General features: G+C 70.8%; 19 protein-coding genes and 1 riboswitch. Of the genes, 14 read left to right on the forward strand and 5 right to left on the reverse strand.

Translation table 11 applies throughout. The annotated features are described in order from the left end of the window. The first annotated feature begins 272 nt into the window (after positions 1–272). The 6 genes from QMK61_RS10650 to ppa all read left to right on the forward strand — a co-directional run bounded on the left by QMK61_RS10650 (position 273) and on the right by ppa (position 9,333). Entirely contained in the window at positions 273–1,715 is a 1,443-nt protein-coding gene (locus tag QMK61_RS10650; protein ID WP_302072182.1) for a PLP-dependent aminotransferase family protein, read from the forward strand. Between the two features lie 131 nt (positions 1,716–1,846). Further along, positions 1,847–2,704 carry a 2OG-Fe(II) oxygenase gene (locus QMK61_RS10655; RefSeq protein WP_302072183.1) on the forward strand — a complete coding sequence of 286 codons (858 nt, stop codon included), beginning with the start codon at positions 1,847–1,849 and terminating at the stop codon, positions 2,702–2,704. Positions 2,705–3,046: 342 nt separating this feature from the next. Continuing rightward, positions 3,047–3,724 (forward strand): YdaS family helix-turn-helix protein, encoded by a 678-nt coding sequence (locus tag QMK61_RS10660; RefSeq protein WP_302072184.1) that lies wholly within the window; start codon positions 3,047–3,049, stop codon positions 3,722–3,724. A 159-nt stretch (positions 3,725–3,883) separates the two neighbouring features. Then, positions 3,884–7,027: a carboxypeptidase regulatory-like domain-containing protein gene (locus QMK61_RS10665; protein ID WP_302072185.1), complete on the forward strand. Its 3,144-nt coding sequence runs from the start codon at positions 3,884–3,886 to the stop codon at positions 7,025–7,027. A gap of 248 nt (positions 7,028–7,275) precedes the next feature. Beyond that, positions 7,276–8,757, forward strand: a complete 1,482-nt coding sequence (locus QMK61_RS10670) for a PLP-dependent aminotransferase family protein (protein WP_302072186.1) — start codon at positions 7,276–7,278, stop codon at positions 8,755–8,757. A 39-nt stretch (positions 8,758–8,796) separates the two neighbouring features. After that, on the forward strand, positions 8,797–9,333 hold the full coding sequence (gene ppa, locus QMK61_RS10675) for an inorganic diphosphatase (RefSeq protein ID WP_302072187.1): 537 nt from the start codon (positions 8,797–8,799) through the stop codon (positions 9,331–9,333). 55 nt (positions 9,334–9,388) lie between these two features. Here ppa and QMK61_RS10680 read toward each other — a convergent pair whose 3' ends face one another. Continuing rightward, complete coding sequence (locus QMK61_RS10680; RefSeq protein ID WP_302072188.1) at positions 9,389–10,342, reverse strand: LysR family transcriptional regulator; 954 nt, start codon at positions 10,340–10,342, stop codon at positions 9,389–9,391. A gap of 98 nt (positions 10,343–10,440) precedes the next feature. On the opposite strand from QMK61_RS10680, the gene QMK61_RS10685 reads away from it, so the two are divergent. From QMK61_RS10685 to QMK61_RS10695, 3 genes are all read left to right on the forward strand, one after another. Then, complete coding sequence (locus QMK61_RS10685; protein ID WP_302072189.1) at positions 10,441–11,637, forward strand: MFS transporter; 1,197 nt, start codon at positions 10,441–10,443, stop codon at positions 11,635–11,637. Positions 11,638–11,957: 320 nt separating this feature from the next. Beyond that, positions 11,958–13,025, forward strand: coding sequence for an aldo/keto reductase (locus tag QMK61_RS10690; RefSeq protein ID WP_302072190.1), 1,068 nt, complete (start codon positions 11,958–11,960; stop codon positions 13,023–13,025). Next, positions 13,022–14,038: a zinc-binding alcohol dehydrogenase family protein gene (locus QMK61_RS10695; protein ID WP_302072191.1), complete on the forward strand. Its 1,017-nt coding sequence runs from the start codon at positions 13,022–13,024 to the stop codon at positions 14,036–14,038. Before QMK61_RS10690 ends, QMK61_RS10695 begins: the two co-directional genes overlap by 4 nt. A 49-nt stretch (positions 14,039–14,087) precedes the next feature. On the opposite strand, the gene QMK61_RS10700 is transcribed toward QMK61_RS10695, so the two are convergent. The 3 genes from QMK61_RS10700 to QMK61_RS10710 form a co-directional block, all read right to left on the reverse strand. After that, the gene (locus tag QMK61_RS10700; protein ID WP_302072192.1) at positions 14,088–14,702 is read right to left on the reverse strand and encodes a ferritin-like domain-containing protein; all 615 of its coding nucleotides are present in this window, start codon (positions 14,700–14,702) and stop codon (positions 14,088–14,090) included. A 205-nt stretch (positions 14,703–14,907) separates the two neighbouring features. Next, entirely contained in the window at positions 14,908–16,836 is a 1,929-nt protein-coding gene (thiC, locus tag QMK61_RS10705; protein WP_302072193.1) for a phosphomethylpyrimidine synthase ThiC, read from the reverse strand. 104 nt (positions 16,837–16,940) lie between these two features. Beyond that, positions 16,941–17,037: riboswitch (TPP riboswitch) on the reverse strand. A 40-nt stretch (positions 17,038–17,077) separates the two neighbouring features. Next, positions 17,078–17,728: a TetR/AcrR family transcriptional regulator gene (locus QMK61_RS10710; RefSeq protein ID WP_302072194.1), complete on the reverse strand. Its 651-nt coding sequence runs from the start codon at positions 17,726–17,728 to the stop codon at positions 17,078–17,080. Between the two features lie 85 nt (positions 17,729–17,813). Between QMK61_RS10710 and QMK61_RS10715 the strand changes: the two genes are divergently transcribed. The 3 genes from QMK61_RS10715 to QMK61_RS10725 all read left to right on the forward strand — a co-directional run bounded on the left by QMK61_RS10715 (position 17,814) and on the right by QMK61_RS10725 (position 20,333). Next, positions 17,814–18,164 (forward strand): hypothetical protein, encoded by a 351-nt coding sequence (locus QMK61_RS10715; protein ID WP_302072195.1) that lies wholly within the window; start codon positions 17,814–17,816, stop codon positions 18,162–18,164. Between the two features lie 134 nt (positions 18,165–18,298). Next, on the forward strand, positions 18,299–18,958 hold the full coding sequence (locus QMK61_RS10720; protein WP_302072270.1) for a protein-L-isoaspartate O-methyltransferase: 660 nt from the start codon (positions 18,299–18,301) through the stop codon (positions 18,956–18,958). Positions 18,959–18,986: 28 nt separating this feature from the next. Then, positions 18,987–20,333, forward strand: a complete 1,347-nt coding sequence (locus QMK61_RS10725; protein ID WP_302072196.1) for a TolC family outer membrane protein — start codon at positions 18,987–18,989, stop codon at positions 20,331–20,333. Positions 20,334–20,397: 64 nt separating this feature from the next. Here QMK61_RS10725 and waaA read toward each other — a convergent pair whose 3' ends face one another. After that, positions 20,398–21,663, reverse strand: a complete 1,266-nt coding sequence (waaA, locus tag QMK61_RS10730) for a lipid IV(A) 3-deoxy-D-manno-octulosonic acid transferase (protein ID WP_302072197.1) — start codon at positions 21,661–21,663, stop codon at positions 20,398–20,400. 82 nt (positions 21,664–21,745) lie between these two features. Here waaA and lpxL point away from each other — a divergent pair, with 82 nt between their 5' ends. Both lpxL and QMK61_RS10740 read left to right on the forward strand, forming a co-directional pair. Then, entirely contained in the window at positions 21,746–22,675 is a 930-nt protein-coding gene (gene lpxL, locus QMK61_RS10735; protein ID WP_302072198.1) for an LpxL/LpxP family Kdo(2)-lipid IV(A) lauroyl/palmitoleoyl acyltransferase, read from the forward strand. Between the two features lie 56 nt (positions 22,676–22,731). After that, on the forward strand, positions 22,732–23,637 hold the full coding sequence (locus QMK61_RS10740) for a DUF535 family protein (RefSeq protein WP_302072199.1): 906 nt from the start codon (positions 22,732–22,734) through the stop codon (positions 23,635–23,637). Positions 23,638–23,651: the final 14 nt, after the last annotated feature.

The following is a 23,651-nucleotide window of genomic DNA, read 5'->3' on the forward strand; positions in this document are numbered from 1 at the left end:
GCACCCGGCCGCCCCGCTCCACCGGCGGCCACGGTCGGCTCGCTGATCGCCGGCGCCCTGCGCCGGCGCTGCCGGGTCCCCGCCCGGATACCGCCCGCCGCCCGGGATTGATACGCGGTCGCCATTGTGCGCAAACTCTTGCCGCTGCCGTCCCCCTCCGGCTTCCCCTCGAGAGTGCGCGAGCATGTCCCTCGAACACGACGTCCACGCGCCCGCCGGTCGCCGCGTGTTTCGCGCACACGACCGCGCCGCGCATTCGCCGGGGCGCTGATATGTTCCTCGACATGGACGGCATCGGACCGCAGTACGCGCAGCTCACCCGGGCCCTGAAGGGCGCGATCCTCGACGGCCGCATGGCCGCCGGCACGCGCCTGCCTGCCACGCGCGAGCTGGCCCAGCAACTCGAGGTGTCGCGCACCACCGTGCTGGCCGCCTACGAGCAGCTGCGCGCCGAGGGCTTCATCAACGGCCGCGTCGGCTCTGGCAGCTTCGTTTCCCACCTCCAGCTCGCGCCGTCGCCGCAGCCTGCCGTCAGCACCACCGCGCCCCCCGCCTCGCGCTACGCGGAGCGTGCCCGGAAGCTGCGCAACCGCGGCATCGGGGGCATGCATGCCGGCCTTCGCTACGACCTGCTGTACGGCGACCCGGTGACCAACCCCGCCCTGAACGCCGCATGGGGACGGGAGCTGGCGCGCGCCGCCGCCTACTCGTCGCTGAAGGTGACCGGCTCGTGGGGCCTGCTGGCCCTGCGCCAGCAGATCTGCGACTACCTGGCGCGCCGGCGCGGCGTGCACGCGCTGCCGGAGAACCTGCTGATCGTCACCGGTACCCAGCAGGCCTATGCGCTGTGCGCGCGCGTGCTGCTCGACGAGGGCGACGTCGTGGCGCTGGAGGATCCGCACTACTTCGGCTCGTGCCATGTCCTGGCCGCGCATGGCGCCCGCCTTCATCCCGTCCGCACCGACGACGACGGCCTGGTCTGCGCCGAATTGCCGGACGCGCCGCCGAAGCTGATCAGCGTGACTCCCTCGCACCAGTTCCCCACGGGTCGGGTGATGTCGCTTCCGCGCCGGCTCGAACTGTTGCGCTACGCCGCGGACAGGCCGTGCTGGATCGTCGAGGACGACTACGACGGCGAACTGCGCTATGACGGCCACCCGCTGGCCGCGCTGCGCTCGCTGGACGAGAGCGACCGCGTGATCTACGTGGGCACCTTCTCCAAGACCCTGTTCGGCGCCCTGCGCATGGGCTACATGGTGCTGCCGGCGGCGCTCCGCGACGACTTCAACGCCGCCAAGTACCTCAGCGACATGTCCTCGCCCGGCATCGAACAGGCGGCCTTGGCGCATTTCATGGAATGCGGCGGTTTCGAGCGGCACCTGCGCCATGCGCGCAGGGAGCTGAAAGCCCGCCGCGAGGCGCTGATCGCCAGCCTGCAGCACCACGCCGGCGAACGCGTGCAGGTCGTGCATTCGCCGGCCGGCATGCACGTGACGGCATGGCTGAACGGCTACGACCACGCACGCGCCGAGGCGCTGGTCGCCTACGCGCACGACCGCGGCCTCGGCCTGCATCCCATCGCGCCACATTACTTCACGCCACCGGCCCGGCCAGGCCTGCTGCTCGGCTACTGCAACCTGTCGGCCGCCGAACTGCGCGAGGCGATGCGCCTGTTCGGCGAATGCCTGGACGCGGTGCCGGCCGGAACCGGCTGACCGCGAACCGCCGACGCGGCCCGGCCGGCCGCACGCGGCATGCGCGGTTTTTCCGCGCGCGACGCTGAAGTAAGCTGACCGCACGCATCCGGCGCCATGCGCCGGCCGGCCACCCGCAGGCTTCGCTCCCCATGCATCCCCGTTCCCCGATCCGTCCCGAACTGCGCCAATGGATCCTCGAAACCGCCCGCGCCGGCCACGGCGTGGCCGAGGTGCTGCGACTGATGCGCGAAACCGGCTATCCGGCGCCCGAGAGCCGGCGCATCGTCGCCGCGGTGCTCGACATCCCGCCGGCCGCGGTGGCGGCGCAGGACGCCGCTGTCGACGACGGCGCTTCGCTGCCGTGCCTGCCTGACGGCCCGCTGGCGGATGGCGGCGACCGCGTCGTGCGCGTGATGCTCGCCGCGCAGGTGCCGCCGCTGCGCGTCTTCGACGGCCTGCTCGACGCGGAAGAATGCGGCGCCCTGATCGAACTGGCGCGCCCGCGGCTGCAGCGCGCGCGCACCGTGGACCGCCACGGCGGCCACCAGGTCGACGCGCACCGCACCAGCGACGGCATGTTCTTCGCGCTGGGCGAGCAGCCGTTGGTGCGCCACATCGAGGCGCGCATCGCCGCCCTGCTGGGCGTGCCGGTGGACCACGGCGAAGGCCTGCAGGTACTGCACTACCTGCCCGGCCAGCAGTACGAGCCGCACCAGGACTGGTTCGACCCGGAACAGCCCGGCTATGCCGCGATCACCGCCACCGGCGGCCAGCGCGTGGCCAGCGTGGTGATGTACCTCAACACGCCCGAGGCGGGCGGCGGCACCGCCTTCCCCGAACTCGGCCTCACCGTCGCCGCACAGCGCGGCGGTGCCGTCTGCTTCGCCTACCGCACCGGCGACAGCGCCGCGCTGCACGCCGGCCTGCCGGTGCAGCGCGGCGAGAAATGGATCGCCACCAAATGGCTGCGCGAACGTCCGTATCGCGAAGGCGCGACGAAGAAATAACGCACGGCGTCCAGGGGCGCCGCAGGTGCGGCGCACATGCATGACTGATGGCCTAAGCGGCCGCGCATTTTCGCAAGCCTGATGAAAGCCGGCACGCCGCAAGCGCGCCACGGCGCGGTTTGCGCCGGCCACCACGGTCGATCATGAATTGGCCTTGGCCGGTGCCCGGCAATTGGTTATGTAACGCGCCGTCGTGCATACCTACGATGCCCCGACGACGAATTCGTAACAAGAAGCGCCAACCCGTCGCTTTCTTCGCGTTCGTCCCGCACGCCTGGCTGTCCCCGCATGCCAGGCAAGCCCATCGATCGTTTTCTCGCGTCCCCACCGCGGAGCAACGGCATGTCGACCACGGCTTCACTGCTTGACGACCAGCTGCGTCAGCATCCCGCAGGAAATGGCGGCTTCAGGGATGTCCTGCGCCTCGATCCACCGGCACCCGGAAACGATGCCGCGCACGACGCGCCGGGCGGCGCCACCGCCGCGTCGCCTCCGCCGGCCGCGCCCGAGCACGCGCACGACCTGCCCTCGCGCATCCGCATGCTGATCAAGGCCGAGGGCGGCGCCAGCGTGATCGCGCGGCGCTGCGGGTTCTCGGAGGGCGCGGTGCGCAACTGGCGCGACGGGCACAGCGACATCTCGCGCGAGCGCTGCGTGATCATCGCCCGCACGCTCGGCATCTCGCTGCTGTGGCTGGTCGCCGGCGAAGGCGCGATGCGGGCCGACCCGCCGCCTTCCGCACCGGAGCGCCCCGTCGCGGCGGCCGGCATGCAGGCCGGCGGCGGCGCCGCCGCGACGGCGATCGACCCGCGCCTGCTCACCGCTTCGCTGCGCCTGCTGCAGTCCTACATCGGCCTCGTCGGCGGCTCGCTGGACCCCGGCCAGCGCGCCTGCGCCGTGGCCGAACTCTACGAGCTGCTCGGCCGCGCCGGCGAACCCGGGCACGCCGATCGCATGCTCGGCTTCCACACGGCGCTGCGCGAGCGCCTGCACCAGCGACGCGACGCGCTCGTCGCATGAACGGTATCGCCGCATCGCCCCGCGAGGGGCATCACCAGGACGCCGGCTGACGCCCGCGTCGCACAAGCAGGACCGGTCTTCCCGCGAAGCCCGGCCACATGACGAAACCGGAAGGCGGCTCGCCCATGGTTTCGATTTGCCATCCATGAGGGGAGTTGCATGAACATTCGCAAGCACCATCGGCTGCCGTATCCGGGCCGCCATCACGCCAACACGATCCTGGCCGCGGCCGTGGCGCTCGCGCTGGGCGTGGGCGGCCTCGCCGCCACCGGCCCGGTCCACGCCCAGGCCACCACCGGCAGCATCTTCGGCCAGGCACCGGCCGGCAGCGGGCAGACCGTGACCATCCGCAGCACTTCGGGCGTGACCCGGCAGGTGGCGGTGGATGCCTCCGGCCGCTACAGCATCGACTCGCTGCCGCTGGGCACCTACACGGTCACGCTGGAGCACGACGGCCAGACGGTCGACTCGCGCTCGAACGTGACGCTGCGCGTGGGCGCCGGCACCGAGGTGTCGTTCGCCGCCGCGCCCGGCGCGGCGAACACGCAGACGCTGTCGGCCGTCACCGTGACCGCCAACGCGCTGCCGTCCATCGACGTGACCGGGGTGGACTCGCGCACCGTGATCACCTCGCAGCAGCTGGCGCGTCTGCCGCTGGCGCGCAGCGCCGAAGCCATCGCCCTGCTGGCGCCGGGCGTGGTGCAGGGCAGCGGCCTGTTCATGGGCACCACCACCAACGGCTCGGTGGTCTCCTTCGGCGGCTCGTCGGTGACGGAGAACGCCTACTACATCAATGGCTTCAACACGACCGACCCGATCAGCGGCTTCGGCGGCCTGACCCTGCCCTATGGCGCCATCGACCAGCAGGAAATCCTCACCGGCGGCTACGACGCGGCCTATGGCCGTTCCGACGGCGGCGTGATCAGCCAGGTCGGCAAGCGCGGCACCAACGAGTGGCACTTCGGCGGCCAGGTGCAGTGGACGCCGGTCGGCCTGCAGAGCGACCCGAAGAACTACTACTACGTCAGCGGCGACAAGGCCGGCCAGATCTACCGGCGCCGCGAAGGCAACAAGTCGTGGACGACCACGGTGGACGCCTACGCCGGCGGCCCGCTGATCAAGGACAAGCTGTACTTCTTCGCCGCGGTGGAAGGCGAGCGCAGGCAGGGCACGAACGGCGACCTCACGCCGGGCGGCCTCTACGGCGGCACCGGGGCGGTGACCAAGCCCCTGGTCAACCAAACCCGCTTCGACAACCCGAAGTGGTACGGCAAGCTCGACTGGAACATCAACGACAGCAACATCCTCGAGCTCACCGGCGTGTCCAACAAGTCGTCCTACAGCAGCGACCTGTATGACTACGACTACGCCACCGGCAAGCGGGGCGCGCCGGCCGGCCACGACACCTCGACCAAGAACGGCGCCGACCTCTACACCGCCAAGTTCACCAGCTACATCACCGACGACCTCACCCTGACCGCGCTGTACGGCAAGATGAAGGGCACCTACTACAGCGAGACGCCCGGCTACGATCCCACCTATCCGTTCCTGATCTCGCCGGACAAGGCGAACCCCGCGCTCACCGGCGGCCACGTGCCGGCCAACAGCCAGAGCGTGCAGCAGTTCTTCAACCCGGCGCACGCGTCGCGCAACACCAACCTGCGCATCGACCTCAGCTACAAGATCGGCAGCCATACGATCACCGCGGGCATCGACAACCAGGACGTGCGCGACCTGGACGACGGCCAGCTCACCGCCGGCCCCGGCTACGCCTGGCAATACGGCAGCGGTGCGGCGAACAGCTACATCACCGGCGGTCCAGTCGCCAATGGTCCCGGCTGGCAGTCGCAACCCTGGGTGGACGCGCCCGGCAACTACCCCGGCGGCGGCACCGGCTACTACGTGTCGAAGTACATCTACGCCAACGCCGCCTCGGTGCGCGTCAAGCAGCAGGCGCAGTACATCCAGGACAGCTGGCAGGTCACCGACCGCTGGCTGGTCAAGATCGGCCTGCGCAACGACCAGTTCACCAACTACAACGGCGACGGCGTGCCCTATCTGCGCCTGACCAGCCCGCAATGGGCGCCGCGGCTGGGCTTCAGCTGGGACGTCAACGGCGATTCGAGCTTCAAGGTCTACGGCAACGCGGGCCGCTACTACCTGGCCCTGCCGGCCTCGGTGGCGCTGCGCGAGGCGGGCGCCTCGACCTACACCAACGAGTACTTCACCTACACCGGCATCGACGCCAACGGCATCCCGACCGGGCTGACCCCGATCAAGACCAGCACCGGCGGCCCGATCTCCAGCAACCTGGAATACGGCATCCCGCCGGACCCGAAGACCGTGGCCTCGACCAATCTGAAGTCCGAGTACCAGGACGAGTTCATCCTCGGCTTCGACCGGAAGCTGGGCAACGCCTGGGTGTACGGCGCCAAGGCCACCTACCGCCGGCTGCGCCGCGGCATCGACGATTTCGGCGACACCGGCCGGATCGTGGCCAAGATGAACGCCATGGGCATCGACCCGTCCACCTACGATCCCAACTCGGTGCTGGGTTCCTACCTGATCAACCCGGGCGAGAACGCCATCTTCCGCGTGCCGAAGCTGGCCGGCGGCTACTACCTGGTGCCGATGGACTGGCGCAAGGACATGGGCTTCAACACCACCATGAAGCGCCATTACTACGGGCTCGAGCTGTACCTGGAGCATCCGTTCGACGGCAAGTGGTACGGCAAGGTCGACTACCTGTACTCGCGCAGCTACGGCAACAGCGAGGGCCAGGTGAAGTCCGACGTGGGCCAGGCCGACGTCTCGGCCACCTCGGACTGGGACTACGCCCAACTGATGGACTACGCCAACGGAGCGCTCGCCAACGACCGCCGGCACCAGATCAAGGCCTACGGCTCGTACCAGGTCACCCCGGAATGGCTGGTCTCGGGCGACCTCTCGATCATGTCGGGCGCGCCGAAGGAATGCCTGGGCCTGTACGGGCCGGACGAGACCAACCCGGGCCTGGGCTACCTGCCGGGCTACTACCACTGGTGCGACGGCCAGCCGTACGTGCCGGGCCAGCAGCGCCAGCCCTGGACCTACCTGCTGAGCCTCAGCGCGGAGTACCGACCGGAATGGGCGGGCAAGCACCTGGGCTTCAACGTGATGGTCTACAACGTGCTCGACAAGCAGGAGACCACGCAGACCTACGCGCTGCACGGCAGCTCGGCCAACGTCATCCCGCGCTACCTGACGCCGTACACCTCGCAGACCCCGCGCTATGTCCGCTTCGGCGTCACCTACGACTTCTGACCGCCGGCACGCCCGTGCGTGCAAGGCGCCGCGCGCAGGACACGCGCGACGCCCTGCACACGTCCACGGCCGCATGGACGCGGCCCGGATACATGACTTGCGACCAGGATGACTTGAGACACATGGAGGCGGCCCGGACGGGCCGCCAAGTCCAACGACGCATGTCCCCGCATGCGACTCCGCCGGCAGCGTACCGGCCTCACCTACACGCTGATGGATCAGCACACCTGCTTTGAGACGACACCGACGTGTTTCTCGAACTCGACGGCAAAGGGCCGCAGTACGCCCAACTGGCCCGCGCGTTGCAGGCCGCCATCCGCGAGGGCCGCCTGGCCCGCGGCGCCCGCCTGCCCCCGACGCGCCTGCTGGCGCGCGACCTGGCCGTGTCGCGGACCACGGTGCTGGCCGCCTACGAACAGCTGCGCGCCGAAGGCCACATCGAGGGGCGCGTGGGCTCGGGCAGCTACGTGGCCGCGGCGCCTGCCGCCGCGCAGCAGGAAACGCCCGCGACCGAGATCGACCCGCCTTCGCGCTATGCGCGCCGCAGCCGCCGGTTGCAGCACCTGCTCCCCGCCGGCCCGCGCCACGACATGCGCTACAACCTGCAATACGCGCATCCCCTGATCAATCCCTCGCTGAACGAGATCTGGGGCCGCGAACTGGCGCACGCCGCCGCGCACAACGCGCTGGAGGACGTCGACCCGCAAGGCCTGCCCGCGCTCAGGCAGCAGATCTGCGAGCACCTGGCGCGCTGGCGAGGCCTGGTGGTCGGGCCGCAGGACGTGCTGGTCACCCACGGCGCGCAGCAGGCGTTCTCGCTGGCGGCGCGCGTGCTGCTCGACGAGGGCGACGTCGCGGTGATGGACGAGCCGCACCACTTCGGCGTCCACCACGCGTTGGCGACGCACGGCGCCGACCTCCGCGCGATACCCGTCGACGCCGGCGGCCTGCGCTGCGACGACCTGCCGGCCACGCCGCCGCGCCTGATCTGCGTCGCCCCCTCGCACCCGTTCCACGGCGCCGCCATGGCGCCCGCGCGGCGGGAGGCGCTGCTGCGCTACGCCGACGACCACCAGTGCTGGATCCTCGAGGACGACGTCGACGCGGAGTTCCGCTCCGGCACGCATTCTTCGCCGCCGCTGCGCGCCGCGGCCGGCGCCGGCCGGGTGATCCATGTCGGCAGCTTCTCGCGCACGCTGCTGCCCTGCGCCCGGGTGGGCTACGCGGTGCTGCCCGCCGCGCTGCGCAGGGATTTCGCGACCGCCAAGTACCTGGACGATTTCGCCTGCCCGGCGATCCAGCAGGCGGCGCTGGCCCATTTCATGGAGAGCGGCGGCTTCGAGCGCCACCTGCGGCTGGCGCGCAAGGAACTGCAGGCGCGCCGCGCCGTCGTGCTGGAGGGACTGCGGCGCCACACCGGGCGCCAGCTGGAGGTGGTCGACTCCAGCGCCGGCATGTACGTGCTGGCGTGGCTGCGCGGGCACGACCAGGCCTTCTGCGAGGCGCTGATCGCATACGCGCGCTCGCGCGGCCTCGGCCTGCACCCGGTGGCGCCGCATTGCGCCCATCCGCCGGCGCGGCCGGGGCTGCTGCTCGGCTTCGCCAGCCTGTCCTGCGCCGCCCTGCGCGAGGCGATGCAGTTGCTCGGCCAATGCCTGGAAGAGACCCGGCCCGCGCCACCGGCGCTCGCCCGCGCATGGTGCGGTGCCGCACGGTTTGCCGTATCCTGACGGGCTTTCTTCCCCGCATTGCCCCCCGAGGAGCGCCCCATGGGTCTGGATCTGGTTCAAGCCGGCCGCGACGTGCCGAACGAAATCAACGTCGTCATCGAAATCCCGAAGGACGCCGAGCCGGTCAAGTACGAAGTGGACAAGGCGTCCGGCGCGATCTTCGTCGACCGCATCCTGTCCACGCCGATGCGCTACCCGTGCAACTACGGCTACGTGCCGGGCACCCTGGGCGGCGACGGCGATCCGCTGGACGCGCTGGTGATCCTGCCGCTGTCGCTGATCCCCGGCTCGGTGATCCGCTGCCATCCGGTCGGCATGCTGAAGATGACCGACGAGGCCGGCAGCGACGAGAAGCTGATCGTGATCCCGTCGCCGAAGGTGTTCCCCGGCTACGCGCACATCAACGACATGAAGGGCGTCTCGCCGCACTGGCTGGAGCGCATCGGCCACTTCTTCGAGCACTACAAGGACCTGGAGAAGGGCAAGTGGGTGAAGGTGGACGGCTGGGTCGGCGCCGACGAGGCCAAGGCCGAGATCACCGCCGGCGTCGCGCGCTACGAGGCGGGCAAGGCGTAACCCTCGCGCACTCCCGGGCATCCACGGCGCGTCGCCGCAGGGCGGCGCGCCGTTTTCATGCCCCGCGCTTGCGCGGGCGGGACCGCGCCGGGGGCGGCGCATGGCGCTCCCACGGCGGCGGATCGCCCAGCTTCTCGACCAGGAAGTCCACGAACGCGCGCACCCGCGGCGGCACCAGCCGGCGCTGCGGCATCACCGCCCAGATGCCGCTCTCGGGCAACGCGAAGTCCGGCAGCACCGCCTCCAGCCGGCCATCGGCCAGCTCTTCGTGCACGTGCCACAGCGAATGCAGCCCGATGCCCTGACCGGCCAGCACCGCGTCGCGGACCAGCTCGCCCAGCGTGGTCTCGAAGCGGCCCTGCACGCGCACCGCGTGCTCGCGGCCGCGGCGGTCGGTGAGCCGCCACACGTCCTGCCTTCCGTCGCGCCCGGACAGCAGCACGCACTCGTGCTGCGCCAGCTCGGCCGGCGTGCGCGGACGGCCGTGCCGGCGCAGGTAGCCGGGCGCGGCGCACAGCAGGCGCCGGTTCGCGGCGACCGGCCGTGCGACCAGGCTGGAGTCGCCCAGCGTGCCGATGCGGATGGCCAGGTCGTAGCCCGCGCCCACCACGTCCACCAGCTCGTCGCTGAGGTGCGCGAACAGGCGCAGCCTGGGATGGCGCGCCAGGAACTCGGGCAACAGCGGCGAGATGTACTGCCGCCCGAACGCGGCCGACATCGTCATGCGCAGCGTGCCGGACACGCTGCCGGCGCTCTGGCGCAGGTCGGTGGTCAGCGCATCCAGGTCTTCCACCAGGGCGCGGCCCTGCTCGGCCAGCAGGCGGCCTTCCGGGGTGGGATGCAGGCGGCGCGTGGTCCGCTGCAGCAGGCGCACGCCCAGACCGCGCTCCAGCCGCTGCAGGCGCTGGCTGGCCACCGCCACCGAGAGGTCCAGGCTGCGCGCGGCGGCGCTGATCGAGCCCTGGTCCAGCACGCGCAGGAACAGGGCGAGGTCGTCCAGTCGATCCATGATTTTCAATTTTTCATTGAAAGCGATTCGCCATCCTGATGGTTTCCGCTGAGAGTGCAAGTGCCTAGGCTGCGCACTTCGTCCCGCAGAGCGACCCCATGGCTTCCCCGCTTTCCCGCACCCCGCCGGCGCTGTACGCGCTGGCCGTCGGCGCCTTCGGCATCGGCACCACCGAATTCGTGATCATGGGCCTGCTGCAGCAGGTGTCCGCCGACCTCGGCGTAAATATCGCCAGCGCCGGCCTGCTGATCTCGGGCTACGCGATCGGCGTGTTCGCGGGCGCGCCCGCGATCACCCTGGCCACCCGCCGCCTGCCGCGCAAGGCGGTGCTGCTGGGGCTGATGGTGGTCTTCACCCTCGGCAACCTCGCCTGCGCGCTGGCGACGAGCTATGCCGCGCTGATGGCCGCGCGCGTGCTCACCGCGCTGGCGCACGGGACCTTCTTCGGCGTGGGCGCAGTGGTGGCCACCTCGCTGGTGCCGGAGCAGCGCAAGGCCTCGGCCATCGCCACCATGTTCAACGGCCTGGCGCTGGCCACCCTGGTCGGCGTACCGGCCTGCGCGTGGCTGGGCCTGCACTTCGGCTGGCACGCGGCGTTCCGGGCGGTGACCGCGATCGGCGTGCTGGCGATGCTGGCGCTGGCCGTGTTGGTGCCGTCCATGCGGGGCGAAGCCGCGCCGGCGGCACTGGGCACGGAGCTGCGCGCCATTGCCAGCCTGCCGGTGCTGCTCGGCCTGGCCACCACGGTGTTCGGCTTCGCCGGCGTGTTCGTGGTCTACACCTACATCGAGCCGCTGCTGACCCACGTCGCCGGCTTCGGCGACGCGATGGTCTCGCCGGTGCTGCTGGTGTTCGGCGCCGGCATGGCGATCGGCAACCCGCTCGGCGGCCGGCTCGCCGACCGCCACTTGTCCACCGCGCTGCTCGGCACGCTGGCGGCGCTGGCCGCGGTGCTGATGGTGTTCGGCTTCGCCCAGCATGCGCGCTGGTCGATGGTGCTGTTCACCGGCCTGCTGGGCCTGGCGATGTTCGCCACCGTGGCGCCGCTGCAGCTGTGGATCCTGCGCCAGGCCAGCGACGCCCCCAGCCTGGCCTCCAGCCTCAACATCGGCGCGTTCAACCTGGCCAACGCGCTGGGCGCGTGGCTGGGCAGCCAGGCGATCGCGCGCGGCGCTGGGCTGGCCGCGCTGCCGTGGCTGGCCGCGCTGGTGACGGCGGTGGGCATCGCGCTGGCGGCGTACGCGCTGCGCGGCCGGCGTGCCGCCCAGGCGGCCGCGGTCTGCCCGCAGGGCTGACATCGGATCGCAATCCATGGTCCGGGGCCGTGATATCACCCTTTTCGCGAAACACATTGCCAGGGGGTCTTTCCCGTGGCCGGACGAGCCCCTCCCCCTGCTTGCAGGGGGAGGCTGGGAGGGGGCAACGCTCTTGGCCTTCAAGCCAAAGCACCCCTCCCAACCCTCCCCTGCAAGCAGGGGAGGGCATCTCCGGTCGCTCCTCGACGCGTGCGTGCAGCCTTCGAGCAAAAACCATTGAGGTCGATAGCCCGGGGGCGTCTCACCACACCGAAGAGCGCACTTCGATACGAATGCTTTCCCACCCACGGAGCTTCATCATGGACTACCGCTTCCTCGGCCGTTCCGGCTTCAAGGTCCCCGCGCTGGGCTTCGGCACCGGTACCTTCGGCGGCAAGGGGCCGCTGTTCGGCGCATGGGGCAACAGCGGCGTCGCCGAGGCGAAGCGGCTGGTCGACCTCTGCCTCGACGCCGGCGCCAACCTGTTCGACAGCGCGGACGTCTATTCGGACGGCGCCGCGGAAGAGATCCTCGGCGCCGCGCTGAAGGGGCGGCGCGAACGGGCGATCATCTCGACCAAGCTGAGCCTGCGCGCGGGCGACGGCCCCAACGACGTGGGCGCCTCGCGCCACCATCTCGTGCGCGGCGTCGAGCGTGCGCTGAAGCGGCTCGGCACCAACTGGATCGACCTGCTGCAGCTGCATCATTTCGACGCAATGACGCCGGTGGACGAGGTAATGTCCACGCTCGACGACCTGGTGCGCGCCGGCAAGCTGCGCTACCTCGGCGCGTCGAACTTCTCCGGCTGGCAGATCATGAAGTCGCAGGCCGTCGCCGAGCGCCACGGCTATGCGCGCTTCGTCGCCAACCAGGCCTACTACTCGCTGGTCGGCCGCGACTACGAGTGGGAACTGATGCCGCTGGGCCTGGATCAGGGCCTGGGCGCGATCGTGTGGAGCCCGCTCGGCTGGGGCCGGCTCACCGGGAAGATCCGCCGCGGCCAGCCGCTGCCCGGCGGCAGCCGCCTGCACGACACCGCCGGCTTCGCGCCGCCGGTGGAGGAGGAACGGCTGTACCGCGTGGTGGACGCGCTGGAAGCCGTCGCCGCGGAAACCGGCCGCACCGTGCCGCAGGTGGCGATCAACTGGCTGCTGCAACGACCCACCGTGTCCAGCGTGCTGGTCGGCGCGCGCGACGAGCGGCAGCTCGTCGACAACCTGGGCGCGGTCGGCTGGAACCTCGCGCCCGCGCAGGTGGCCGCGCTCGACGCCGCCAGCGCGGTGATGCCGCCCTATCCCTACTACCCTTACTGGAACGGCCCGTTCGCCGAACGCAATCCGCCGCCGGTGGCCGCCGTTCCTCCCGCCCCCACGGAGCCCATGCCATGAAAGCCGTCGCCCTCACCCGCTACCTGCCCATCGATGATCCCGCGTCGCTCGTCGACGTCGAGCTGCCCATGCCGGAGCCCGGCGAACACGACCTGCGGGTGCGCGTCGAGGCAGTCTCGGTGAACCCCGTCGACACCAAGGTCCGCTCGCCCAAGCCGCAGGTGGAGGCGCAGCCGAAGGTGCTCGGCTACGACGCCGCCGGCGTGGTCGACGCCGTGGGCGCGGCCGTCGAGGGCTTCCGCCCGGGCGACCGCGTGTACTACGCCGGCGACGTCACCCGCCCGGGCAGCAATGCCGAGTTCCAGCTGGTCGACGCGCGGCTGGCGGCGGCGATGCCGCGTTCGCTGGACTTCGCCCAGGCCGCCGCGCTGCCGCTGGTGTCCATCACCGCATGGGAACTGCTGTTCCAGCGCATGCCGTTCGACAGCGAACGCGGCGGCGTGGGGAAATCGCTGCTGGTGATCGGCGGCGCCGGCGGCGTCGGCTCCATCGCGATCCAGTTGGCGCGGCGTGCCGGCTTCACCGTGATCGCCACCGCCTCGCGCCCGGAATCGGCGGACTGGTGCCGCGCGATGGGCGCGCAGCACGTGGCGAGCCATCGCGAACCGCTGGCGCCGCAGCTCGCCGCGCTGGGCTTCGCCCAGGTCGACGCCGCGATCAACCTGGCCGACACCGCCCAGTACTGGGACGCGCTGGGCGAACTGCTGGCGCCGCAGGGCCACCTGGGCCTGATCGTGGAGCCGTCCGCGCCGCTGGGGATCGGCGACCCGTACAAGGCCAAGTGCATCGGCATCCACTGGGAAATGATGTTCGCGCGGCCGCGCTTCCGCACGCCGGACATGGCCGAGCAGGGGCGCATCCTGACCCACGTGGCCCGGCTGGTCGACGCCGGCGAACTGAAGGGCATCCAGCGCGACGCGCTGAACCCGATCAACGCGGCGAACCTGCGCGAGGCGCATCGCCGGCTGGAATCGGGCGCCAGCATCGGCAAGCTGGCCCTGGCCGGCTGGTGACGCGACGCGGGCCGGCACAGGCCGGCCCGCGCGGGAATCGGCGCGGCGATCAGCCGCGCTTGCGCGCGGTCTTCTTCGCCGCGGCGCCCGTGCGATCCGGCCCCGGGCTGGCCGGTTCGCCCTTCTTGCCCAGCTGTTCGAGCAGGGTGGACATGTCCTCGGCGTGCTCCTCTTCCTGCGCCAGCACCTCCTCCATGATCCGCCGCGAGGTGGGATCGTCGCCGCCGATGTACTCGATGATCTCGCGGTAAGTGTCGATGGCGATGCGCTCGGCGACCAGATCCTCCTTGATCATGTCCACCAGGTCCACGCCTTCCACGTAGTCGGAGTGGCTGCGGCTCACCAGGCTGGCCGGGTTGAAGTCGGGCTTGCCCTCCAGCTGGGTGATGCGCTCGGCGATGCGGTCGGCATGCGCCTGCTCCTCGTTGGCGTGCTGCAGGAACTCTTCCTTGATCGCCTGCGAGTGGATGCCCGAGGCCATGTAGTAGTGATACTTGTAGCGCAGCACGCAGACGATCTCGGTGGCCAGCGCATGGTTGAGAAGCTTCACCACCATGGCGCGGTCGGCCTTGTAGCCGGCGGTGATCGCCCCCTTGTCGATGTCCTGGCGCGCGCGCTTGCGGATGGCTTCGATGTCGCTGGCGAAGGGCTTGGCTTTGGGCATGGCTGGGCTCCTGCGGGCTGGCACGGGCGGCGGCGCGAGCGCCGCCATGTCTGGAGTCCCAAAGCCTAGGAAGCGGGGTGGAAAGGCCAGGTGAAGGCGCTTTCGCGGCGTTCACGCTGGTCTTCGCATCCCCACCGTTCACCCTGAGCGTAGACCCGCAGGGTCGGACGGGTATGCATGAGTGGCGCATGGCATGGCTTGCCCGCTACGCCTTGCGATACACCTCCGCCCCCTGCGCGCGGAACTCGGCGGCCTTGCCGGCCATGCCTTCGGCCAGCGCCTCGGCCTCGCCGGTGCCGTGCGCGGCGGCGTAGTCGCGCACGTCCTGGGTGATGCTCATCGAGCAGAACTTGGGGCCGCACATCGAGCAGAAGTGCGCGCTCTTGTGCGCATCCTTGGGCAGGGTCTCGTCGTGGAACTCCCTGGCCTTGTCCGGGTCGAGGCCGAGGTTGAACTGGTCGTCCCAGCGGAACTCGAAGCGCGCCTTGCTGAGCGCGTTGTCGCGCACCTGCGCGCCCGGGTGGCCCTTGGCCAGGTCCGCCGCGTGCGCGGCGATCTTGTAGGCGATGATGCCGTCGCGCACGTCCTGCTTGTTCGGCAGGCCCAGGTGCTCCTTGGGCGTGACGTAGCAGAGCATGGCGGTGCCGAACCAGCCGATCATCGCGGCGCCGATCGCGCTGGTGATGTGGTCGTAGCCTGGCGCGATGTCGGTGGTGAGCGGCCCCAGCGTGTAGAACGGCGCCTCGCCGCACTTCTCCAGCTGGCGGTCCATGTTCTCCTTGATCAGCTGCATCGGCACGTGGCCGGGGCCTTCGATCATGGTCTGCACGTCGTGCTTCCACGCGATCCGGGTCAGCTCGCCCAACGTGTCCAGCTCGCCGAACTGCGCCGCGTCGTTCGCATCGGCGATGCAGCCGGGGCGCAGGCCATCGCCGAGGCTGAAGGACACGTCGTAGGCCTTCATGATCTCGCAGATGTCTTCGAAGTGCGTGTAGAGGAAGTTCTCCTTGTGGTGCGCCAGGCACCACTTCGCCATGATCGAGCCGCCGCGCGAGACGATGCCGGTGACGCGCCTGGCGGTGAGCGGCACGAAGCGCAGCAGCACCCCGGCGTGGATGGTGAAGTAGTCCACACCCTGCTCGGCCTGCTCGACCAGGGTGTCGCGGAACAGCTCCCAGGTCAGCTCTTCGGCCACGCCGCCGACCTTCTCCAGCGCCTGGTAGATCGGGACGGTACCAATAGGAACAGGCGAGTTGCGCAGGATCCACTCGCGCGTCTCGTGGATGTGCCTGCCGGTGGAGAGGTCCATCACCGTGTCGCCGCCCCAGCGGATCGACCACACCATCTTCTCGACCTCTTCCGCGATCGACGACGTGACTGCGGAATTGCCGATATTCGCGTTGATCTTGGTGAGGAAGTTGCGGCCGATGACCATCGGCTCGCTTTCCGGATGGTTGATGTTGGCGGGGATGATGGCGCGGCCGCGCGCCACTTCGTCGCGCACGAATTCCGGCGTGATCACGCGCGGGATCGCGGCGCCGAAGGACTGCCCCGGGTGCTGCACCAATAATGCGGACCCCTCCGCAGAAGACCGCGCATCCATGTGCGGACTCTTCAGACAAGCACCACCGCCCAGCGCCTCGAGGCGCTGGTTCTCGCGGATCGCGATGTATTCCATCTCCGGCGTCACGATGCCGCGGCGCGCGTAATGCATCTGGGTGACGTTGGCGCCCGCCTTGGCGCGGCGCGGCACGGGCAGCCGCGGGAAGCGGATCGCGGCCAGTTCCGGTGCATTCGCGTGGCGGCGGCCGAACTCGGAACTGCGGCCGCCGAGCGCCTCGGTGTCGCCGCGTCCGGCGATCCATGCCGCGCGCAGCGCCGGCAGGCCGGCGGCCAGATCCACCGCGTAGTCCGGATCGGTATACGGGCCCGAGGTGTCATAGACGATGACGGGGGGGTTCTTCTCCACGCCGAACAGCGCCGGCGTGTCGGCCTGGGCGATCTCGCGCAGCGGCACGCGCAGGTCGGGGCGGCTGCCCTGCACGTGGATCTTGCGCGATCCGGGGATCGGCCGCGTCACGGCGGCGGAAAGTTCCTGCGCGACGCGCGCGAGGTCGGAGGGCTGGGCGTTCATCGGCTGGGGTTCCGGGCGGCATGCGTGGGAAATCCGCACGGTGCGTGCGGTCTCTGCGCGGGGTGCGCGCACGAAGCGACGGCGCCAGACGCACGACGGGCGAAGCGTCGTGCGGCGAAGCTCCCTACACCGGTACTGGCCGGATCAGGTTCGAAGGGACTCTCTCAGCCGGCCGTTGCGCCGGCACCCCCGCTTCATCGACGGCTATTCAAGCACGAAGCGAAGGGGAATGGGAAACCGCTCAGCGCGGCAGGTAGGCGCGCAGGAACATGTCCACCGCCGCGCGGGCGTTGGCGTCGATCTCGGCGGCGTAGCTGTCGTCGCATTCCACGCAGCCGAACATGCGCCGCATCATCAGGTTGCCCTTGACCAGGGCCATGAACTGCATCGCCGCGCGCGGCACGTCCGGGACATCCAGCCGACCGGCGTCAACCGCCTGCTGCAGCAGGCGTTCCATCAGCGCGTGCGTGCGCATCGAGCCCTCTTCCCACACCAGCCGGCCGTAGCGCGGGTTGCCCTGGCGGCAATCGCTGAGGATGGCGCGGAAGGTGCCCACGGTCTGGCGGTCGCAGTCCAGCCGCGCGTGCGTCTGCGCCACGCGCAGCAGGATCTCGCGGATGTCGGTCGCGGGATCGAACTGGTAGGTCTGGTCCGGCAGCAGGTCCTGGATGTGCGAGCGGATCACCTCGCGGAACAGGTTGTCCTTGTCGCCGAAGTGGCTGTAGACGGTGAGCTTGGACACGCCCGCCTCGGCGGCCACGGCATCCATGCTGGTGCCGGCGAAGGCGTTGTGGATGAACAGCGACTTGGCCGCCTCGAGGATGGCCGCCCGCTTCTCCATGTCCTTGGGGCGACCGGGCCCATGCGACTTGGCAAGCGGATTCGGGTTCATGCGGGCACCTTCACAAATCGGGGATACGACTTTATTATACGACACGGTTCAATTATTTGCTGAACGCCACCGCATTATCCATACCATGCTCGCCGTCGCCGCCCCCGCTCCCGTCCTCAGCCCCGCCTACCGCGAGGCGCAGCGCATGCTGTCGGCCTGGCTGGAGCGCGGCCAGCGCGAAGCGCGCCGCCACGCCCTGGCGGCGCGCGCGGCGCTGGCGCGGCTGGACGCCGTCGAGCGGCACCGGCTGGCGCGCTGGCTGGCCTGGTGGTGCGCGGCGGCCCGCGCACGCGAGGCGACGCTGCAGCTGCGCCTGCGCCGCCTGGACAACGCGCTGGGCAAGGCCGTGGCCGCGGCTCGCGCCCAGTTGCCGCCGCCGGCCGTGCCGGCACCGCGCACCGCCACCTTTCCGGTGCCCGCGCGACGCGGCGCATGACTTCCGTCAGGCTGGCGCGGTGACTTCCGGCACTTCGTGCGGCATCGGCCAGGCCGCACGCTAGTTGTTGTCGAAACAGGCCCCAAACCCTTATCCTTCCAGACCTTTTTCGATCCGCACGGGACGTGAGCACGATGGCGATGAACTTCGATCAGGCGCGAGTGAACATGGTGGAAAACCAGGTGCGCCCCTGGGAAGTGCTCGACCCGCGCGTGCTCGACGTGCTGGGCAGCGTGCGCCGCGAAGACTTCGTCGCCCCCGAGCACCGCCAGCTCGCCTTCGCCGACCTGTGCCTGCCGCTGGGCCACGGCGAGGTGATGATGAAGCCGGTGCTGGAGGGCCGCGTGCTGCAGGCGCTGGACCTGAAGCCCGGCGAGCGCGTGCTGGAGATCGGCACCGGCTCGGGCTTCCTCGCCGCCTGCCTGGCCAGCCTGGCCGGCGAGGTGGTGAGCGTGGACATGCATGCCGACTTCACCGCCGTCGCGGGCGAGCGGCTGCGCGCGGCCGGCATCGGAAACGTGCAGCTGGCCACCGGCGAGGCGGTGAACGGCTGGCAGCCGCAGGGCCTGTTCGACGCGGTGGTGGTGACCGGCGCGGTCTACCGCGTCCCGCAGCGCTTCCTCGGCTGGCTCAAGCCCGGCGGCCGCCTGCTGGCGGTGCGCGGCGAGTCGCCGGCGCAGCAGGCGGTGCTGCTCACCCACGAGGGCGAGGGCCGCTTCCGCGAGGAAAGCCTGTTCGAGACCGACCTGCCCTACCTCGCCCACGCCGAACCGCCGCGCCCCTTCGTATTCTGACCCGACCCCGACCCCACGAGGCGAACACATGCGCTTGAAGCTTCTGACCCTGGCCCTGTCCCTGGCCGCAGTCTCCCTGCCCAGCCACGGCGAGGACCTGATGGACGCCTATCGTCAAGCGCGCGCCAACGACCCGGTGCTGGCCCAGGCCGACGCGCAGCGACTGGGCACGCACGAAGGCATCGCCCAGGCTCGCTCGGCGCTGCTGCCGCAGATCTCCGCCAGCGGCAAGCTCAGCCAGACCAGCACCGGCGGTTCGTTCACCTCCGGCCTGGACGGCGATGGCAGCGGCCACCAGCGCAGCCGCGACATTTCCGCCTCGGTCACGCAGAGCATCTTCAACCTCAACCAGATCGCCAACCTGCGCGCGGCACATTCCAACGCCAGCGCCCAGGACGAGCTGTACACCGCCGCCGAGCAGAACCTCTACGTGCGCGTGGCCACCAGCTACTTCAACGTGCTCACCGCCGAGGACCAGCTCACCTACGCGCGCGCCAACGAGGACGCCTACAAGCAGCAGTACGAGGAAGCCAACCAGCGCTTCAAGGTCGGCCTGTCCGCGATCACCGACGTGTACCAGGCCAAGTCCTACTACGAAGGCGCCAAGGCGCAGACGCTCTCCGCGGAGAACGCGCTCAACGACGCCCGCGAGGCGCTGACCCAGATCACCGGCCAGCCGGTGGGCGATCTGAAGAAGCTGCGCGACGACCTGCCGCTGACCCCGCCCGCCCCGTCCGACCCGCAGGCCTGGGTGGACAAGGCGTTGCAGAACAACCCCAACGTGCTGTCGCAGCAGGACACCGTGGCCGCGGCCGAGCACAGCGTCAACGCGGCGCGCGCCAATCACCTGCCCACGCTCAGCGCTTCGCTGTCGCGTGGCAAGACCACGTCCTGGCTGGAACACGGCGCGTTCGCGCCGGGCGAGAACGCGGCCACCGGCAACGGCCGCTGGGGCACCACGGTCGGCCTCACCCTGACCGTGCCGATCTTCTCCGGCGGCTATACCCAATCGGTAGTGCGCCAGCAGATCTACCAGCGCGACTCCGCCCAGGACGCGCTGGAAAGCCAGCGCCGCCAGGTGAAGCGCGACACGCTCAACTACTACCGCTCGGTGCTCTCCGGCATCAGCCAGGTGCAGTCCGGCAAGGCCGCGGTGGAAGCGGGCCAGAAGGCGCTGGACGCCACCCGTGCCGGCTTCCAGGTGGGCACCAAGACCATGACCGACGTGCTGCTGGCGATCCAGACCCTCACCTCGGCCGAGAGCACCTATTCGCAGAACCGCCACCAGTTCATCCTGGACAAGCTGCTGTTGCAGCAGGCCGCGGGCACCGCCGACCTGAAGGACATGCAGTCGATCAACGCGCTGCTGCAATAGCCGACTGCGGCATGCGGACACGCGAAAGGCCGGGTCCCGCCCGGCCTTTCGCTTTCCGGGGCCACTATTCCTGCAGCAGGCCGTCGACCAGCTGCATCACCCGGCGCACCGCGCCGCGCTCGCTGTCGAACACCCGCCGCGCCTGCCGGCCCATGCGCTCGCGCCGTTCGCGGTCGCCGAGCAGATCCAGCACCCTCGGCCCCAGTTCGGCGCTGTCGTCCAGCCGCTCGCCGCCGCCCTCGCGGAGCAGGGTCAGCGTGATCTCCTCGAAGTTGAAGGTGTGCGGCCCCACCAGCACCGGCCGCGACAGCGCCGCCGGCTCCAGCACGTTGTGGCCGCCGATCGGCGTCAGGCTGCCGCCCACGAAGGCCACGTCGGCGGCGGCGTAGAACGGCATCAGCTCGCCCATCGAGTCGATCACGAACACCTGGTGCACCGCGCCGGGCACGCCGTCGCCGCTGCGCGTGGCCAGCGAGAAGCCCAGGCTGCGCACCGCATGCTCCACCGCGCGGAAGCGCTCCGGGTGGCGCGCCGCGATCAGCAGCAGCGCGTCGGGCAGGCGCTTGAGCACCTTCAGGTGCGCCTCCAGCGCCGCCAGTTCCTCGCCCTCGTGCGTGCTGGCGGCGATCCACACCGGGCGCAGCCGCCCCCAGCGCTGGCGCAGCGCCTCGCCCTCGCGCACCGCGTCGTAGGGCACCGGCATGTCGAACTTGAGGTTGCCGCTGACCGTGATCAGCCCCGGGTCGGCGCCCAGCAGGCGGTAGCGCGCCGCGTCGGTGCGCGACTGCGCCGCTACCCGCACCTGGCGCAGCGCCGAGCGCAACACCGCCCGCAGCGGCCGGTAACCGCGCAGCGAGCGCTCGGACAGCCGCGCGTTGACGATCATCAAGGGAATGCCGCGGCGGCGGCAGGCGAAGTACAGGTTCGGCCAGATCTCGGTCTCCACGATCAGCGCCAGCCGCGGCCGCAGCCGCCGCAGGAAGCGCTTCACCGCGAACGGCAGGTCGTAGGGCAGGTAGACGTGGAACACCTCGCCGCCGAACAGCTGCTGCACGCGCGCCGAGCCGGTCGGCGTCACCGTGGTGACCACCAGCGGCGCGTTCGGATAGTCGCGCTTGAGCGCCTTGATCAGCGGCTCGGCGGCGTTCACCTCGCCCACCGACACGGCGTGCACCCACAGGCCGCCGTGTATCGCGGCCGGCACGTCGAACACGCCGAAGCGCTCCGGCCAGCGCCGGTGGTAGTTGCCGTAGCGCACCCCGCGGGTGAGCAGGCGCAGCACCAGCAGCGGCGTGGCCAGGTACATCGCCAGTGTGTAGAGATAGCGCACGCGGGTTCCTCGGATGACGCGGCAGTATAGCCAAGCGTCCCGTGGCGCCGGCCGCGCCGCTACAATGCGGACGATGCCCGGCATGCCCCGCCCCGCCTTCTCCCGCGCCCTGCTCGCGCCGCGCCACTGGCCGGCCTGGCTGGGCGTGGGCGTGCTGCGCCTGGTGGCGCGCCTTCCCCGCCCTGCGCTGATGGCGCTGGGCCGTGCGCTGGGCATGCTGGCGCAACGTTTTCCCTCGCCGCGCCGTCGCGTGGCCGAGGCCAACATCGCGCTGTGCTTCCCGGAGCTGGACCCGTCGGCGCAGGCCGCACTGGTCGACGCGCACCTTCGCGACATCGGCCTGATGATGGTGGAATTCGCGCTGGGTTGGATGGGCAGCGACGAGGCCATCGCGCGCGTGCCGATGCGTATCGAGGGCCTCGAGCACCTGGAAGCCGCGCGCGCGCAGGGCCGCGGCGTGCTGCTGGTGGGCGGGCACTTCTCCCACCTTGAACTGTGCGCGCGGCTGGTCTCGCAACGCATCCGCATCGCCGGCATGTACCGGCGCATGGACTCGGCGGTGTTCGAGTGGGCGGTGCTGCGCGCGCGGCTCGATTACGCCGACGCGATGTTCGAGAAGGACGACATCCGCGGCACGGTGAAGTACCTGCGCGCCGGCGGCACGCTGTGGTACGCGCCGGACCAGGACATGCGCAGCAAGGACAGCGTGTTCGTGCCGTTCTTCGGCGTGCCCGCGGCCACCATCACCGCCACCCACCACCTGGCGCGGATGGGCAACGCGCGGGTGGTCCCGTTCTTCCACCGCCGCCTGCCCGGCGATGCCGGCTACGTGCTGCGCCTGGGCGCGCCGCTGGAAAACCTGCCCGGCACGGACGTACTGGACGACACCGCGCGCGTCAACGCCTGCATCGAGCAGATGGTGCGCGAGGCGCCCGAGCAGTACCTGTGGGTGCACAAGCGCTTCAAGACGCGCCCGCCCGGCCAGCCCGGACTTTACGGCCGCGAAAGCTGAGCGTCAGTCGTCCGGGCTACAAGCCGCAGCGTCCCCACTGACCTGCGTTTCCCCGGATGGATCTGACCCTGCTGGCCCGTTCCCTGCGCGGCCGCCACGACTGGCGCGGCGGCCGCGCCCGTCGCGTGCTGCACGCCGCCAAGTACCTGTGGCGCAGCCTGCGCCGGCCGCGGCTGCACGCCGGCTGGTTGCGCTTCGTGCACGACACGCCGCTGCTCACCGCGATGCTGGCGCGCGACCCGCGCCTGCTCGAACGCGCCCAGCATCCCTACATCAGCCGGCGGCTGCCGGTGGCGCGCCGCTACGCGATCCTGCAGAGCCACTACCGCCTGCTGCTGGCCCGCCTGCCCACGCCCGCACTGGAAGCCGTGCTGCTGCGCGGCGCGCTGCCGCTGGGCGCGCTGGCGCTGAAGGACGGCGCGCCGGCACGGCTGGAACTGCGCCCGCCCACCGGCCGCGGCCGCGAGGGCGAGCTGGCGCTGTACCTGCTCGACGCGTCGGGGCAGCCCCTGTCCTCGCTGATCTTCACCCTCGCCGACGATGGCCGCAGCCTGCTGGTCGGCTGCGTGCAGGGCGCCGCCGCCGGCCTCGGCCGCGAAGCGGTGCGCGCGTTCACGCGCCAGTCCTGGGGCCTGCGCCCGAAGAACCTGCTGCTGTCGATGCTGTATGCGCTGGCCGCCAGCCTGGGCGCGGAACGGGTGTGCGGCGTGGGCAACGCGGCCCATCCGTTCGCCGGCCAGCCGAGCAAGATCAAGTCCGACTACGACGCCTTCTGGCGGGAATGCCATGGCATGCCCGGCGCGGATGGCTTCTACGAGCTGCCGCCGCGCGAGGCGCCACGCGACGAATCGCAGGTGGAGAGCAAGCACCGCTCGGCCTTCCGCCGGCGCGAGGCGTTGCGCCTCGAGGCCTGCCACCTGCTGCTGCTCGCGCTCGCGCCGCCGCTGGCGCGCGCGGCCTGATCCCGTGGCTCCCG

The organism is Fulvimonas sp. R45, assembly GCF_030504985.1.
Lineage (GTDB): Bacteria > Pseudomonadota > Gammaproteobacteria > Xanthomonadales > Rhodanobacteraceae > Rhodanobacter_A.

Coding starts and splice junctions, on each gene's coding strand:
- QMK61_RS10650 (WP_302072182.1), top strand. CDS start 273: ATGTTCCTCGACATGGACGGCATCGGACCGCAGTACGCGCAGCTCACC.
- QMK61_RS10655 (WP_302072183.1), top strand. CDS start 1,847: ATGCATCCCCGTTCCCCGATCCGTCCCGAACTGCGCCAATGGATCCTC.
- QMK61_RS10660 (WP_302072184.1), top strand. CDS start 3,047: ATGTCGACCACGGCTTCACTGCTTGACGACCAGCTGCGTCAGCATCCC.
- QMK61_RS10665 (WP_302072185.1), top strand. CDS start 3,884: ATGAACATTCGCAAGCACCATCGGCTGCCGTATCCGGGCCGCCATCAC.
- ppa (WP_302072187.1), top strand. CDS start 8,797: ATGGGTCTGGATCTGGTTCAAGCCGGCCGCGACGTGCCGAACGAAATC.
- QMK61_RS10680 (WP_302072188.1), bottom strand. CDS start 10,342: ATGGATCGACTGGACGACCTCGCCCTGTTCCTGCGCGTGCTGGACCAG.
- QMK61_RS10685 (WP_302072189.1), top strand. CDS start 10,441: ATGGCTTCCCCGCTTTCCCGCACCCCGCCGGCGCTGTACGCGCTGGCC.
- QMK61_RS10690 (WP_302072190.1), top strand. CDS start 11,958: ATGGACTACCGCTTCCTCGGCCGTTCCGGCTTCAAGGTCCCCGCGCTG.
- QMK61_RS10695 (WP_302072191.1), top strand. CDS start 13,022: ATGAAAGCCGTCGCCCTCACCCGCTACCTGCCCATCGATGATCCCGCG.
- QMK61_RS10700 (WP_302072192.1), bottom strand. CDS start 14,702: ATGCCCAAAGCCAAGCCCTTCGCCAGCGACATCGAAGCCATCCGCAAG.
- thiC (WP_302072193.1), bottom strand. CDS start 16,836: ATGAACGCCCAGCCCTCCGACCTCGCGCGCGTCGCGCAGGAACTTTCC.
- QMK61_RS10710 (WP_302072194.1), bottom strand. CDS start 17,728: ATGAACCCGAATCCGCTTGCCAAGTCGCATGGGCCCGGTCGCCCCAAG.
- QMK61_RS10715 (WP_302072195.1), top strand. CDS start 17,814: ATGCTCGCCGTCGCCGCCCCCGCTCCCGTCCTCAGCCCCGCCTACCGC.
- QMK61_RS10720 (WP_302072270.1), top strand. CDS start 18,299: ATGGCGATGAACTTCGATCAGGCGCGAGTGAACATGGTGGAAAACCAG.
- QMK61_RS10725 (WP_302072196.1), top strand. CDS start 18,987: ATGCGCTTGAAGCTTCTGACCCTGGCCCTGTCCCTGGCCGCAGTCTCC.
- lpxL (WP_302072198.1), top strand. CDS start 21,746: ATGCCCCGCCCCGCCTTCTCCCGCGCCCTGCTCGCGCCGCGCCACTGG.
- QMK61_RS10740 (WP_302072199.1), top strand. CDS start 22,732: ATGGATCTGACCCTGCTGGCCCGTTCCCTGCGCGGCCGCCACGACTGG.